This window comes from Propionivibrio sp. (genome assembly GCF_049316945.1).
GTDB lineage: Bacteria > Pseudomonadota > Gammaproteobacteria > Burkholderiales > Rhodocyclaceae > Propionivibrio.
The window spans coordinates 15,201-30,341 of sequence record NZ_JBMOJE010000014.1; the positions used below are offsets into that span (position 1 = coordinate 15,201).

Annotated in this window: 3 protein-coding genes; all 3 read left to right on the forward strand. The window is 58.5% G+C overall.

The annotated features are described in order from the left end of the window. Nucleotides 1–14 precede the first annotated feature (14 nt). Genes ACOYNV_RS05225 through ACOYNV_RS05235 form a run of 3 tightly spaced genes read left to right on the forward strand, consistent with a single transcriptional unit; the run spans nt 15 to nt 15,123 of the window. The gene (locus ACOYNV_RS05225; protein ID WP_422898694.1) at nt 15–5,561 is read left to right on the forward strand and encodes an SDR family NAD(P)-dependent oxidoreductase; all 5,547 of its coding nucleotides are present in this window, start codon (nt 15–17) and stop codon (nt 5,559–5,561) included. Further along, entirely contained in the window at nt 5,558–11,146 is a 5,589-nt protein-coding gene (locus tag ACOYNV_RS05230; protein ID WP_422898695.1) for a type I polyketide synthase, read from the forward strand. Before ACOYNV_RS05225 ends, ACOYNV_RS05230 begins: the two co-directional genes overlap by 4 nt. Next, nucleotides 11,143–15,123: a type I polyketide synthase gene (locus tag ACOYNV_RS05235; RefSeq protein ID WP_422898696.1), complete on the forward strand. Its 3,981-nt coding sequence runs from the start codon at nt 11,143–11,145 to the stop codon at nt 15,121–15,123. Before ACOYNV_RS05230 ends, ACOYNV_RS05235 begins: the two co-directional genes overlap by 4 nt. Nucleotides 15,124–15,141 lie beyond the last annotated feature (18 nt).

Consider the following 15,141-nt stretch of genomic DNA (forward strand, 5'->3'; position numbering starts at 1 on the left):
GCGGAGCAATCACCATGACACAAAACACCTCGACGCCAGATTACCGCGCCTTGATGACCAAAGCCCTGCTTGAACTCAAGGAACTTAAGGCAAAAGTCAGGCGCTATGAAGATGAACGTGATGAGCCGATTGCGATTATCGGCATGGCTTGCCGTTTTCCCGGTGGAGCCAACAGCCCGGATCAATTTTGGGACTTGCTGCGCAACGGAGTTGACGCCATCAGTGAAATTCCTAATGCGCGTTGGGATGTTGAGCGTTTTTATGATCCCGACCGCAATGCACCGGGCAAAGCCTACACGCGATTTGGCGGGTTCATCGATGATATCGGTGGCTTTGATGCCGGTTTTTTCGGTATTTCGCCGCGAGAAGCCGACAGTCTCGATCCGCACCAGCGTATTCTCCTGGAGGTTTGTTGGGAAGCGTTGGAACAGGCCAACCTGGTGCCTGAGCGTCTATTTGGCAGTAATTCGGGCGTGTTCGTCGGCGTCAGCAGTCTCGACCAGATTATGAACAGGATTGGCGAAGTACCGCTCACCGAGATCGGACCTTACCACGGCACCGGGTGTGCGCTGGCACCGATTGCTGGTCGCGTTTCCTACATTTTCGGCTTCAACGGGCCGAGTTTTGTGGTCGATACGGCCTGTTCCTCGTCGTTACTGACCTTGCATCTGGCAGCTGAAAGCCTGCGACGACGGGAATGCAACCTGGCATTGGCTGGCGGCGTACATTTCTTGTTTCATCCGGGCTATTTCGTGGCTTTTAGCAAGGCCGGTATGCTGGCTCCGGACGGTCGCTGCAAAACTTTTGATGCTGCGGCCAATGGTTATGCCCGGGGCGAGGGATGCGGCATCATGGTGCTCAAAAGGCTTTCTGATGCCCAGCGTGATGGGGATGATGTGTTAGCGCTGCTGCGCGGCTCGGCTGTCAATCAGGATGGTGCCAGCGGTGGCTTGACGGTGCCCAGTGGCCCGTCGCAAGAACAGGTTGTGCGACAGGCACTGGCCCGTGCGGGTGTCACACCAGAGCGCGTCAGCTATATCGAGGCCCACGGCACCGGCACGCCGCTGGGGGATCCGATCGAAATAGGAGCTTTGGGTAATGTGTTTCGCCAGCCGTTAATCGTGGGATCAGTGAAAACCAATATCGGCCATCTTGAAGCGAGCGCTGGCATTGCCGGAGCAATGAAAGTCACTTTGGCACTGCGCCACCGGACGATACCGCCGCATTTGCATCTAAAAAACCCCAACCCGCTGATCCCGTGGTCGGATCTGTCGATCACGGTACCAACGTCTGCGATGCCGTGGACATCGACCGGAAATGGTGATCGGGTCGCTGGCATCAGCGCCTTCGCCTTTAGTGGCACCAACGTACACGTGGTGCTATCGGAAGCACCTGCTGCCACTCCTTCGGAGCAGCCTACTGCCACAACGGGCCCGTTTGTATTGCCATTGTCGGCGCGTAGCGATGAATCGGTGCTGAACCTCGTTCGGCGTTGGGCCGAGGGGCCACTCGCAGGAATACAGGAAGCCTCTGACTGGCGTGCATGGTGTGCCACTGTAGCAGCTTGCCGTAGCGAATTCAATTGTCGGCTGACCATCGTGGCAAACGATGTTTCGGGTGCTCGTACAGCTATCACCGACTTATTGGCTGGGCGCGACAATGCAGCCGTGGTTTGCGGAACTACCATGCCACAGCAGCCGCGAGTCGCTTTTCTGTTTACCGGGCAGGGCGCGCAGTATGTCGGTATGGGGCGTGGGCTGTACGCCACTGAACCGGTGTTTCGTTCCGCGCTTGACGAGTGTGACCATGCGTTGCGCGCAGAGTTGGGTTATTCGATCGTGGCACTGATGCATTCGGTGGACGAAATGCAAGAGCCGCAAAGTCTGGCACTGGACGCAACCGCGAATACCCAGCCAGCCTTGTTTGCCATTGAATATGCCCTGGCCCGTCTCTGGCAGTCCTGGGGTATCGAACCGGCGGCAGTCTGCGGCCACAGTGTCGGTGAATATGTCGCAGCCTGCATCGCCGGTGTGTTTTCACTGGCCGATGGCGTTCGTTTGATTGCCGCTCGCGGCCGACTGATGCAGGCGCTACCGGCAGGGGGCGCAATGGCGGCGTTGTTTGCACCGGCTGAAGAAGTGGATGCACTGGTCGCCCAGGCCGTGGTCAGCGGTGCGTTGTTGGCTGTTGCGGCCTACAACGGCCCACGCAATACCGTGGTCTCTGGCAGTCAGGCTGATTTGACAGCTCTGCTTGAACATGGTCGTTCGTTGGGTATGGAAAGTCGGCGTCTGGTCGTTTCGCATGCATTCCACTCGCCATTGATGGAGCCGATGCTGGCTGAATTTGCCACAATCGCTGCACAGATCAATTACCTGGAACCTAAAATCCCGCTGATTTCCAATGTCACCGGTTGCGTTGCCGGGAATGAGGTTACGCAAGCTGCGTATTGGGTTGGCCATGTGCGTGCTGCCGTGCGGTTTGCAGGCAGCGTTACCGAGTTGGTACGGCAAGGTTGCAGTGTACTGCTCGAAGTCGGGCCCCATGCCACGTTGACCGCGATGGCCGCCCAGAATATCGAAGACCCCAGTGTTTATTGTCTGGCTAGTCTCAGGCGTGGCAATGAGGATGCCCTGACGCTGCGCGCGGCGCTTGGCGCAATGTGGACGTACGGTGTTGCGGTCGATTGGTCGTTGATCAACGGTGCGCCGCGACGTGATTTGCGTTTGCCAACCTATGCGTTCAATCATCGGCAATACTGGCAAACGGCGCAGATCGACGCGATGCGGCACAGCTTGCATGGAGTGGAGACCTTGGGCTTGCCGTTGCTGACGAGTCGGCTACGCAGTCCGGTGTTGCGTGATGCGCTGTTCGAGACGGTTTTTTCCCGTGCAGCCATGCCATTCATCGAAGACCATCGGGTGTTTGGTCGTCTTGTTGTGGCGGGTGCCTCGCACCTGTCATTGGTGTTGTCAGCGGTGGGGCAGACTCTGAGCACGGGCAATGGTGCTTGTCGTGTTGCCGAGGTGATGTTTCCTGCTGCGCTGGTGGTACCGGAAGAGGGTGAGTGCGTTGTGCAGCTTGCGGTCAGTCAAACTGCGTCAGAGCTTGCAGAATTTCGCCTTGTCAGCTTGCGCGAGGATGGCACCGAGGCTGCCTTGCACGCGCGAGGCAAGGCCAGTGCGCGGCTAGAGGCCATGCCATCAAGCGATTTGCGCGCCATTTGGTTACGTTGCGCTGATGATGTTCCGGTCGATGCCGTTTACCGTCTACAACAGCAGCGGCATATCAGCGTTGGGCCAAGCTACCAATGGTTGCTGGCGCTACGCCGGGGCGATGGCGAGGTCATGGCCAAATTACGTATGCCAGCGCAGCTTGACGCCTCAATTGGCAATTATTCGCTACATCCTGGTCTGATCGATTCGTGTTTCGGCGCTATGGTGATGGCCCGCGAGTTACCCATCGACGAAACCTTCATTCCGTTCGCGTTGCAGAGCCTGACCTTGTACCCAGCAGCCCTGGGTTCAGCCATGCGTGGCGTTTTGTTGGCGCATGCGTACGTCAAGGCGCATGACGCGCAGAGAATGGTCGGCGACATTCACCTGTATACCGACGAAGGCGAGCCCATCGCGTGCTTTGTCGGTCTTGAAGGGCGGCGGGCCAGTCGCCACGCTTTACTGGCTGAGTCCAGTGCCGATGTGCCGGCCTGTTACGCACTGCAGTGGATAGATGCAAAGCTTCCTGCATTGAAGTCAAGTCCGCATGGACATTGGCTGGTATTTGCTATTACCGATGATGCTGCAAGCAGCCAGTTGCTGGTTGCCCTTGCGGCGCAGGGCATGTGGCTGACCGTGGTTCACCCCGACGCTACGGACCAGGGGCTTCAACGCATGGGCGACGGAGTGTATCGTTTGGCGCCAACGTTGGCCAGTGGTTTCGCCGACTTGCTGACCCGGTGCGGTGAACTGGATGGCATTGCCTACCTGTGGGGTTTGTCGTCACAATCAGGTAACGATCTGGATGCCCTGGCCGGAGCCCTGCACCTGCTTCAGGCCGTAGCGGTAGTAAAAACCGGCACCAAACCAATGACATTGCCGCTGATGCTGGCAACCAAAGATACAGGGGTGCAGCGTGGTTTATTGTGGGGTCTGGTTCAGACGGCACGGGCCGAAAATGATGCACTACGTCTTTGCACGGTCGAGCTGTCATCGCACCAGACGGCGGTTCAGGGCGCAAGCGCGCTGCAGGTCGCGATGGGCCACGCGGTACAGGGGCGCGATTTGGACTTGGCTTGGCGCGAAGAACAATGGCTGGCAGCTCGACTGCGGCGTATCGCTACACCTGCACAGCAAACGCTCGAGCATGGTGCATTGTTGCCCCCCGAACTGGTCTGTATCGTGACTGGTGCGAGTGGTGGTATCGGGCGGGCGCTGACATTGTGGCTGGCGCAGCAGGGTGTACGCCAGTTTGCTTTGCTCTCGCGCAGCGGGATCGAACCGGCGCAGATGGACGCATTGGCTGCGCTCGGAGCACAGGCGCGCAGTTATCACGTCGATGTTGCCGAGTGTGTTGCGCTGGCTGCAGTGCTGGACGAAATCGCCCGGGCGCAGGGGTCCCCAGGTGCGGTTTTTCACCTTGCCGGTCAGCTTGCCGACGGCTTGCTTGACAGCCAGTCGTGGCCCCGGGTACAGGCGGTAGTTACACCCAAATTCACTGCAGCATGGAATCTGCATCAATTGACGCAGGGGATGCCGCTGCGGCATTTTGTCCTGTTCTCATCGCTTGCCGGCGTGCTCGGTTCGGCTGGACAAGCGGGATATGCGGCGGCCAATGGCGGGCTTGACGCACTGGCACGGTTGCGCCGTACTGCCGGCCTGCCGGCCTTGGCAATCAATTGGGGGCCGTGGGCTGGCGATGGTATGGCAGCGCTTCTGGATAAAGCGCAGCGAGCCCGTCTCGATCAGCGTGGTGTGCATGAGCTGGCTGCTGAAGTGGCGCTGGCGCAGTTAGGCCGCCTTCTAGGCGCGGTAGAATCCCTGCCACCCAGTGTGGCTGTGCTGGCGATGGAGTGGGATCGCTTCGTTGGAGGACAGGTTCCGTCCCTGCTTGTTGAATTGGCAACTACTTCGGGTGAACAAGAGCACACACTACAGCGGCGACTGCTGGAAACCCCGGTGGCCGAACGTAAGGCACTGCTGCTGACAGCCCTGACCGATCTGGTGGCTGAGGTACTACGACTGCAACGCAGCGAAGTTGCTCCGCGTCAGCGCTTGTTCGATCTGGGTATTGATTCCCTGATTGCAGTGGAGCTCAAGAATCGCTTGCAAAGTCTGCTCGGAACGACGCTGAGTGCGACCTTGTTGTTTGATTATCCGACGCTTGATGCGTTGGCCGATCATCTGCTGGAACAGCTTGCGGCGAAGGCGGGGGCAGGATTGGCTACCACTGCGCCAAGTCCCACTCCGGCGGCGTTGCCAGACGACCTGGCTGCACTCTCTGAAGAAGAGGCAGAAGCGTTGCTACTGGCTCAATTGGAACAACTGGAAGGTCATTCGTCATGAGCAGCGTTGACAGCTCGGCAACCAAGCGCGCCCTGGCCGCGATCAAGAACCTGCAAGACAAACTCGATGCACTGGAAGGTGAGCGTCGAGAGCCGATTGCCGTTGTCGGGATGGCATGCCGCTTCCCCGGCGGGGCGAACACGCCCGAGGCGTTTTGGGAACTATTGTGCCGGGGCCATGATGCTACTTGCGAAGTGCCGCCGTCGCGCTGGGACATTGATCGCTACTTCGATGCCGACCCCGATACGCCGGGCAAGACCTACACCCGCCGTGGTGGTTTTCTGGAGTCTGTAGATGGTTTTGATCCACAGATGTTCGGCATTTCGCCGCGTGAAGCCGCGAGCATTGATCCCCAGCAACGGCTGGTTCTGGAATTGGCCTGGGAAGGACTTGAAAACGCCAACATCGCGGTGGATCGACTGTACAACAGTAACACCGGCGTGTATGTTGGCCTGTCGAATATGGAGTATGCCGCGCATTTGCTGTGGTCGGGCGATCCGACGCGGATCAATGCCTATTCCGGTACAGGGGGATCACTCGGCGTCGCGGCTGGCCGACTTTCGTATTTGCTTGGGCTGACTGGCCCCAGTTTGGTCGTTGACACGGCCTGTTCGTCATCGCTGGTCACGACGCATCTGGCATGCCAGGCTTTGCGCAATCGTGAATGCGACATGGCCTTGTCAGCAGGCGTCAATTTGATTTTTGGCCCGGAAACCTTCATCAATTTTTCCAAGGCGCGCATGTTGTCGCCCGATGGTCGTTGCAAGACGTTCGATGCCGCAGCCGACGGATATGCCCGTGGCGAGGGTGGTGGCCTTGTCGTGCTCAAGCGCTTGTCCGACGCACAACGCGATGGCAATACGATCTGGGCCGTGATACGTGGCTCGGCTGTCAACCAGGATGGCCCCAGCGGTGGGTTGACAGTTCCCAATGGCCCAGCACAGACCAAGGTGATCCGCCAGGCGCTGGCAGCCGCTGGTTTGCAGCCCACGGATGTTGGCTATGTGGAAGCGCACGGTACGGGTACGGCACTGGGTGATCCCATCGAAATGCGCGCGTTGTGCAGTGCCTATGGGCCTGGGCGCAAGCGTGCCACGCCGCTGCTGGTCGGATCGGTGAAAACAAATTTCGGTCACCTGGAGTCTGCCGCCGGAATTGCCGGACTGATCAAGACAGTGCTGGTGCTGCACAAAGGCCAAGTACCACCGCACCTGCATCTGCGCCAGCCAAGTCCGCATATTCCCTGGGACGAATTGCCGGTACAGGTGCCCACTGAAATGCGGTTGTGGCCGGATACCGTCCGCCATGCTGGTGTTAGCTCTTTCAGTTTCAGTGGCACGAATGCGCATGTGGTGCTGGGCAGCGTTGCAGCCAAGCCGACAGCACCTGAACCATTGGTGCGTCGTTGGCAATTGTTGATGCTTTCAGCACGTGATGAACATGCGCTCGACGATTTAGCCAAAGCCTGGGGTGCGTTGACGAACCAGAATGACGAGTGGGAGACGCTGGCACGCACGGCGGCCCTTGGCCGCGCCGAGTTGCCGTACCGGCTCGCAGTCGTGGCGGAGTCGCTTGCCTCAGCGCAGCGCCAATTGCTCCATGCGTCGCAGCACAAAACGCTCCCTAGCGCCAAGGCGGGTGCTGCCGGTGTCGGCAAAATTGCCTATTTATTTACCGGGCAAGGTTCGCAATACCGGTACATGGGGCAGGAACTCTACAATGAGTCGCCAGTGTTTCGCGCAGCGCTGGACGAATGTGATGTGCTGCTGCGCCCACGCCTTTCCAGGTCACTGATTGAGCTGATTTATGCCGAGGACGTGACCGAAAGCGATGCAAACTCGCTCGACATCACCTCCCACACACAGCCAGTGCTGTTCTCCATTCAATATGCCTTGTTCAAGCTTTGGCAATCGTGGGGCGTACGCCCCGATGCATTGCTTGGCCACAGTGTCGGTGAATATGCGGCGGCCTGCGCGGCCGGATTGTTTTCTTTGGAGAATGCCATTGGCTTGATTGCCGAGCGCGGGCGTTTGATGCAGGCCCTGTGCGCGCCTGGCTCCATGGTATCTGTGCCCCTGTCTGAAGCAGATGTGCAACGGGTGATTTCGCCGTGGCTGGGTGAACTGGCGGTGGCAACGGTGAATGGCCCCAGGAATGTTGTGGTATCAAGCAACCCATTGGCTGCCGCAGCATTGGCCGATGGGCTCATTGCGTCAGGCATTGATGCCCGCCAGTTGCGCGTGTCCCATGCCTTCCATTCGCCCATGATGGCACCGATGCTGGCGCCATTTGCTGCGGCCGCTCAAGCGATCAAATACCACCCACCAACGTTGGCGATGTATTCGACATTGCTCGGGCGCAAGGCCGCTGGTGAACTGGTTAATGCAGATTACTGGGTACGCCATGTGGAGTCTCCCGTGCGTTTTGCCGAAGCCATGCGTGCGATGCTCGATGACGGCTATCGCGTGTTTGTCGAAATCGGTCCCAAGCCTACCTTGTGCGCGCTTGGCGCCGAGATTGCTGCGGCCATGGAGGGTACCGTGGCTGCCGAGTGCATTTGGTTGCCGAGTTTGCGTGCCGGCAAACCCGCTTGGCAAACTGCGCTCGAAAGTCTCGGCCATCTCTGGGTGCGTGGTGCCCAATTGGACTGGAGTGCTTTGATGGGCCAGGGGTCGGCGCAGGCGCGTTTGCCCAACTATCCGTTTCAACGCCGTCCTTACACCATTGACCTGTCGCCAGTGCGAGGGACTGCGACAGGTGCAGCCGCAGCCAAGCCTTTGCATCCATTGGTGCAAGCGCGTCTTGATTCGCCCGGTTTTCCGGCAGATCAGCAGGTCTATGTGGCAAACCTTTCGTCGCAGACCAGTGAATTGTTATCCCACCACCGGATTTTTGGGGCTGTGGTTTTGCCGGCGGCGGCACACATGGAAATGGCACTGGCGGTAGCGACGGGCATTTCAAGTGCTGATGAAACCGTCTTGATCCGTGATGCTGTCATTGAGCAGGCTTTGGTATTGGCAGATGAAGGTGAGACTGCGGTGCAATTGATCCTGAAGGCAGTCGGCAATGCTCGCGATTTTGTCATTTACAGCCGTCGTCCTGGTGAAATGGCCTGGCAGCGCAACAGTAGCGGGCAACTAGAATTTGTACGCCGCCTGCCTGGGGTGGATGCTTCAAGTGATCACTGGGTTGATCTTGCTGCCTTGCGTCAGCAATGCACGCATGAGATCACAGTCGCTACTTACTACGAGCGCACCCACTCCGCAGGCATTGACCACGGTGAACATTTTCGTGCCTTGCAGGCACTCTGGCAGGGGGAGGATGGCGTGGTATTAGCCAAGCTGCACCTGCCGGCTGGCGCGCGTAGTGAAGCCCATCGGTTTTTGTTACACCCCGTGATGCTGGATGCAGCTTTCCAGATGGTGGGCGTGCCTCTGCTGGAACGTGAGGATCCGTATCTGCCAGTGGGCATCGAATACCTACAACGTTTTGCCGCAGTGGGTGAAGAGGCTTGGTGCGTGGTGCGTCCGCGTGACATGAGCAATCTCAGCGGTGCTTTGTTTACCGCTGATCTTGATATCGTCGATGTGCACGGGCGCTGTCTTGCCGCTGTCAGCGGCTTACGTTTTCAGCGCATCAATCGGCGCAGCCTGCAAGGTACTGCACGGCTGATGCATGCTGATTGGTTGTACCGGATTGAATGGGAACCGGCTGTGCTGGCAATTCCCCAGAACGACCAGCTACAGGGCGACTGGTTGATTATCACGCCGGAGCCAGATGAACCATTGACGGTAGCCCTGGTTGCCAGATTGGAGACCATCCATGCGCGGATACAAACGTTGACGAACACAGCAGCGCAAGATTCAGCGGGACTGCTTGCACGTTTGCAGCAACAATCTTACCTGAAGGGCGTCATCCTTTTGCCCCCGACCATGGATTGCGCGCCGGGTTTCATTGTCGAAGCCGCTGAGGCGCGCTGCCGCGTTTTGCTGGCGGTCAGTCAGGCATTGGTGGGCTTACCTGCCACTCGTTTGCTTGTTGTGACCCGTGGTGCTGTGGTCATTGGTGATGGCGATGCCTCGATAAATCTGGTCGATGCGCCGTGTTGGGCTATGGCGCGGGTGGTTGCTGCGGAAATGCCGACCATTGCATGTGTTCGCTTGGATCTGGATCCTGCCGCCAACCCGCAGAGCGCTGTGGCACAGATCTGGAATAGTCTGGGAACTGTGGCCAGTGGTGAAATTGCGGTGCGCACAGCGTCAGATGGCCGCATTGCCGGGTTTCAGCCCAGACTGGCGCGGGCCGAAATGACCAGCACCGTTGCGGTTCCCTTGGTATTGCGCCCACAAGCTGCGGTGATCATCACGGGAGGACTGGGTGGCATTGGTCTGTTGCTGGCACGCTGGTTGGTTGAAGAGCAGGGCGCGCGCCAACTGGTTTTAGCCGGGCGTCGTGCGCCGGATGGGAAGGCTCTCGCCCTGATCGAGCGTTTGCGCGAGGCGGGCGCCGACATTGAAGTGGTGCAAGTGGACGTGGCCGACGCGCAAGCGGTCAGGCAACTGGTTGATGCGATCACGCGGAAAGTGCCACTGGGTGGCATCATCCATGCCGCCGGAGTGCTGGCCAATGGGCCATTGGTCCAATCTGATTGGCCAACATTCGCATCGGTATTGGCTCCCAAGCTGCGCGGTGCCTGGAATTTGCACGAAGCCTGTGCCGGTCATGCCCTTGATTTCTTTGTGCTGTTTTCATCATTGACGGCACTGACGCCCGCCACTGAACAGGCCAATTATTCGGCGGCCAATGCTTTCCTGGATGCTTTGGCCAACCATCGCCGCAGCCATGGCTTGCCAGCACTGAGCATTAACTGGAGCCTCTGGTCCGATGTGGGGATGGTTGCGCGCGATGTTTATATCACTGAACTCAACCGGCGCGGTCTTGCTGCAATATCGCCCGGCGAGGGGTTTGCTGTACTGGGCCATGTCATGGCGCAGAGCCCGGTGCAGGCCATTGTGGCACCCATCGACTGGACAGTGTTCTTGCAGCACGTCTCGGACCCCTTGTTCGAGCGCTTTGCCCGCCGTGCAGCACTGAGCGTGTCGGCACCATCACCGTCTGTCGATACGGCCGGACTTGAAGCGCTGCGCGCACGTCTTGCTGGCTTGCCGACGCTGGAACAGCGTGCCGTGCTGTTGCAAATGGTCAAGGATGAAGTGGCTCGGATACTGGGACTGGATTCGGCGCACAGTGTCGAAGAAGATACGGGCTTTTTTGATATGGGCATGGATTCGCTGACGGCGGTAGAGTTGCGCAATGCACTGCAAACCGTACTCGGCACCCGCTTGCCGACAGCCTTGCTTTTCAAGTATTCAACGGTGCGCGCTCTTGGGGGCTATCTGGCGGATGAAGTGTTTGCTGATGTGGGCACAGCACCGCCGCTTGCTAGCGGTATGACACCTGCTAGCGCACCACGTCCGGCAGATCCATTACCGGCTGCCAACTTGTCAGAAGCGGTGGCGCAAGTGGCAGGTATGAGCGATGCGGAACTCTCCGCGATGATTGATGCCGAGTTGGGGGGGCTATGACGGTAGGTACAACGCCGCAAACGGCAGGCAGTGAACGTTTGGGAGAACTCAGTCCATTACAAAAAGCAGCGCTTGCGATCAAGGAATTGCGTGCGCGGCTTGATGCGGCTGAATCGGTGGCGCGTGAGCCCATCGCCATTATTGGCATGGCTTGTCGTTTCCCTGCCGCCGATGGGCTGGATGCCTATTGGCAGTTGCTGAGTGAAGGGAGGGATGGAATTCGTGAAGTGCCTGCCGAACGCTGGAGTCTTGAACAGCATTTTGATCCGAATCCCAATGCTCCCGGCAAGATCAATACCCGTTATGGTGGATTTATCGATCATGTGGATGGCTTTGATGCAGAATTTTTTGGTGTGTCACCTTCCGAAGCTGAACGCATGGATCCGCAGCAGCGCATGCTGCTCGAACTATGCTGGCATGCGTTGGAAGATGCCGGACTGGCACCGGGTAGTCTCAGAGGCAGTTTGACAGGCGTGTTCGTCGGCATGTCGCAGATTGATTACGCTGTGATGCAATTAAGTGGCCCGCTGGAGCATATTCAAGCCTATTCGGGAACGGGCAATGGCATGAGCTTTGGTGCGGGTCGCATCGCTTTTTCCATGGGCTTGAACGGACCTGCGTTCACCGTTGATACCGCCTGTTCTTCATCCATGGTCGCGTTGCATCAGGCGTGTTCTGCGTTGCGCAACCGCGAATGCGATTTGGCGCTGGTAGCAGGCACGCAACTGAACCTGACGCCTCCGATGCAAATTTTTCTTGCGAAAACGCAGTCTTTTGCCCCGGATGGACGTTGCCGCACCTTTGACGAATCGGCCAATGGCTTTGTGCTGAGCGAGGGCCTTGGTGTGATCGTTTTGCGTCGTGGCGCAGACGCGCTCCAACGCAATGAACCCGTGCATGCGCTGATTCGTGCTTCGGGGGTGAATCATGATGGTCCTTCCAGTGGGTTGACGGTACCCAGCGAGCAGGCTCAGGAGAGTCTTCTGCGCAGCGTCTATGCCCGTGTCAACCTGGGCGTTGATGACATCGACTACGTTGAAGCCCACGGAACGGCCACACCGCTGGGCGATCCGATCGAGGTGGGCGCATTGCGCAGCGTGTTCAAGGGTCGAAACCCAGATCGACCACTTTGGCTGGGTTCGGTCAAGACCAATTTCGGTCATCTCAATGCCGCTGCAGGCATTGCGGGTTTGATCAAGGTGGTACTGATGCTGAAACACCGGCAGATTGCGCCACACCTGCATTTCCGCACACCGAGTTCACGTATCCCGTGGGATGGTTTTGCCGTGCGCATACCTACAGAGCTTCAGTCTTGGCCATCCACGGGGCGCCCGGCACGGGCGGCGGTCAGCTCATTTGGACTGTCTGGCACCAATACCCATGTGGTGCTGGAAGCGGTCACCGAAAACACTGCACCGGCGGCCAACAATGACCTCGCCCCAGGCCACCAGCCCCGGCTGTTGTGCCTCTCGGCACGCACGCAAACTTCTTTGAGGGAGATGGCAAAGGCCTATGCCACCGCAAAAGATTTGGACACAGCTACCTTAGCTGACTTTTGCGTGGCTGCCAACGCAGGGCGAAGCCATTTTTCAGAACGTCTGACAGTCATTGCCAACACCAACGAGCAGTTACGCGACAAACTGAACGCCTTTGTCCAAGGGCAGACCGATGACGGCGTGGCTGCAGCAAGTGTCTCCAAAGGCGGTGTCGGCCGGTCAGGGTTGGTATTTGGGGCATCCATCGATGTTGCTGCGGTACGTGAACTGGCGCGGATCTATCCGCAACTGGCAACCCATTTGGATCAGTTAGGACAATCCTATGCAGCTTGTGCGCTGGGGTCGCAGGATCCATTTGCCAGCACAGCATCTGTCGGCACAGGCGTGCTGATGGCACAACTGGGTCTTGCCGCCCTATGGCGTGACTGGGGTTTGACTGTGTCGGCTGTCTGTGGTTTTGGCAACGGTGAGTTGGCAGCCTGGTGTGTTGCCGGCGCTATCGATGCTGGTGCAGCGTTCAGGGCGCTGGCGGGGCACAGTGTTGCGCGGGGCGTGCCTCAAATGCCGGTGTTTGATGTCAAAACCGGGCAGGCCATGCCTTTTGTTGCGCAGCAGCAATTTCGCATGCAAGCCTCCAACGGTGGTGATCTGCAAGCCGTTGTGCAGGGTTTACAGCAAGCCGGCTTCAGGGCGTTGCTGGGCCTTGGTGACGTGGGTGCTGCGGCTATGCCGGATGTGATTGAACTTGCCAGCCCCAGCGTGCACACAGTGCAGCAGGCTGTCGCTGCACTGTATCGTCGCGGCTGGTTGTTTAACTGGCTTAAACTGGATGGCCGCGCACAGCGCAAGCATGTATCCTTGCCGCTTTATCCGTTTGAGCACAAAAGTTTCTGGTTTGATCCACGCAAGGAAGCATTGAAAAACCAGGCGACAGCATCCATACCTCCCGCACCAACACCCAGACCAACGCCAGTACCTGCGCAGACGAAGCAAGTACCATCAGACACCAAGCTTGCCGGTTTGCTGGCGCGACAGCTTGAAGCTGCGGCGGATGCAGTCAACAGTGTGGTTGCCCAGCAGTTGGCATTCCTGCGCACACACCATGCGCGCATCACTGCCAATGCCCCCAAGCAGGATATACAAAGTACGGATGTACCGGTTGCTAAAGACAGGTTGGGCGACTATGCGTTGCTACGTTGTGCAGCAGCATCGGAGGACTTGCTACAAGAAGAATATGCTGCATTACCAACCGACAATGATGATGCGCTGACATCAGTGCATGGAGTAGGCCCTTGTCGCGCCATGCTGGTGCATCAGGGCAAGGAGGATGTGCGAACAGCGCTTGGCGCAGGCTGGGCGGCGCGTGATACCAAGCGAGTGATCAGTGCGCGCGCTGAACCCACCCGTTCGTTGGTATTCATGTTTCCTGGTGTGGGGGATCATTACCTGCGGATGGCGCAGGGTCTCTACGCTCACGTGCCGCTATTTCGTGACATTTTTGATGACTGCGCACGCTACCTGGAAGGTAAATTGGCGCTGGACCTGAGCAGCATCGTTTATCCACCGCAGGCAACAACCGGTGCTGATGCGCCAGCCGCTCCCACACCGGCCCCGAAGCTGGATTTGCGTGCCATGCTGGGACGTGGTGCCGAGATCGATCCGCTGACACAGAAACTGAACCAGACAGTGCATTGCCAACCGCTGGTGTTCATGGTCGAGTATGCCCTTGGACGACTGTGGCAATCACGCGGCTATACCCCTGTGGCAATGATTGGTTACAGCGTTGGTGAATATGCTGCAGCGTGTCTGGCAGAGGTAATGGATGTTCACGATGCACTTTATCTCATCGCACAGCGTGCACGTATGATTGAAACCGTGCCGTCTGGTGTGATGCTTGCAGTGCCGCTGGCTGAGGAAAAACTACGCCCCTGGCTGGGGGAAGGGTTGTCTCTTTGTATTGTCAGCACGCCGAATCAATGTGTGGTGGGGGGGCGCGAACCAGCCATCGCGGCGCTCGAAGAACGGTTGCGTGGCGAGGAAATTGTGTCGCGCCGTCTGCCCGGCACCCACGCCTTCCATTCGCAGCTTTTGGCACCCCTGCACGAACCGCTGCTGAAACTGGTCAGCGGCTTCAAGATGAAGCCGCCGAATATTCCTTACGTCTCCAACCTGACCGGGGACTGGATCACTGCGGCGCAGGCGACCGACCCCGCCTATTGGGCGCATCACACCTGGCAGACGGTGCGTTTTGCCGACGGGTTAGCAAAGCTCTTGCAACAGGAAGGCCGGGTCTTTCTGGAGGTGGGGCCAGGCCAGAGCCTGGGCAGCTTCGTGATGCAGCATCCGGCGGCGTTGAAGCTGAAGGATAAACTGGTATTGCCGTCGCTGCGCAACCGGTATGAGCGCCAATCCGACGAGGCTTTTTTCCTCGGCACACTGGGTAAACTCTGGCTTTCCGGACTGGATGGCTCAGCTTCATAGGGTAAATAAGGCTGTAGA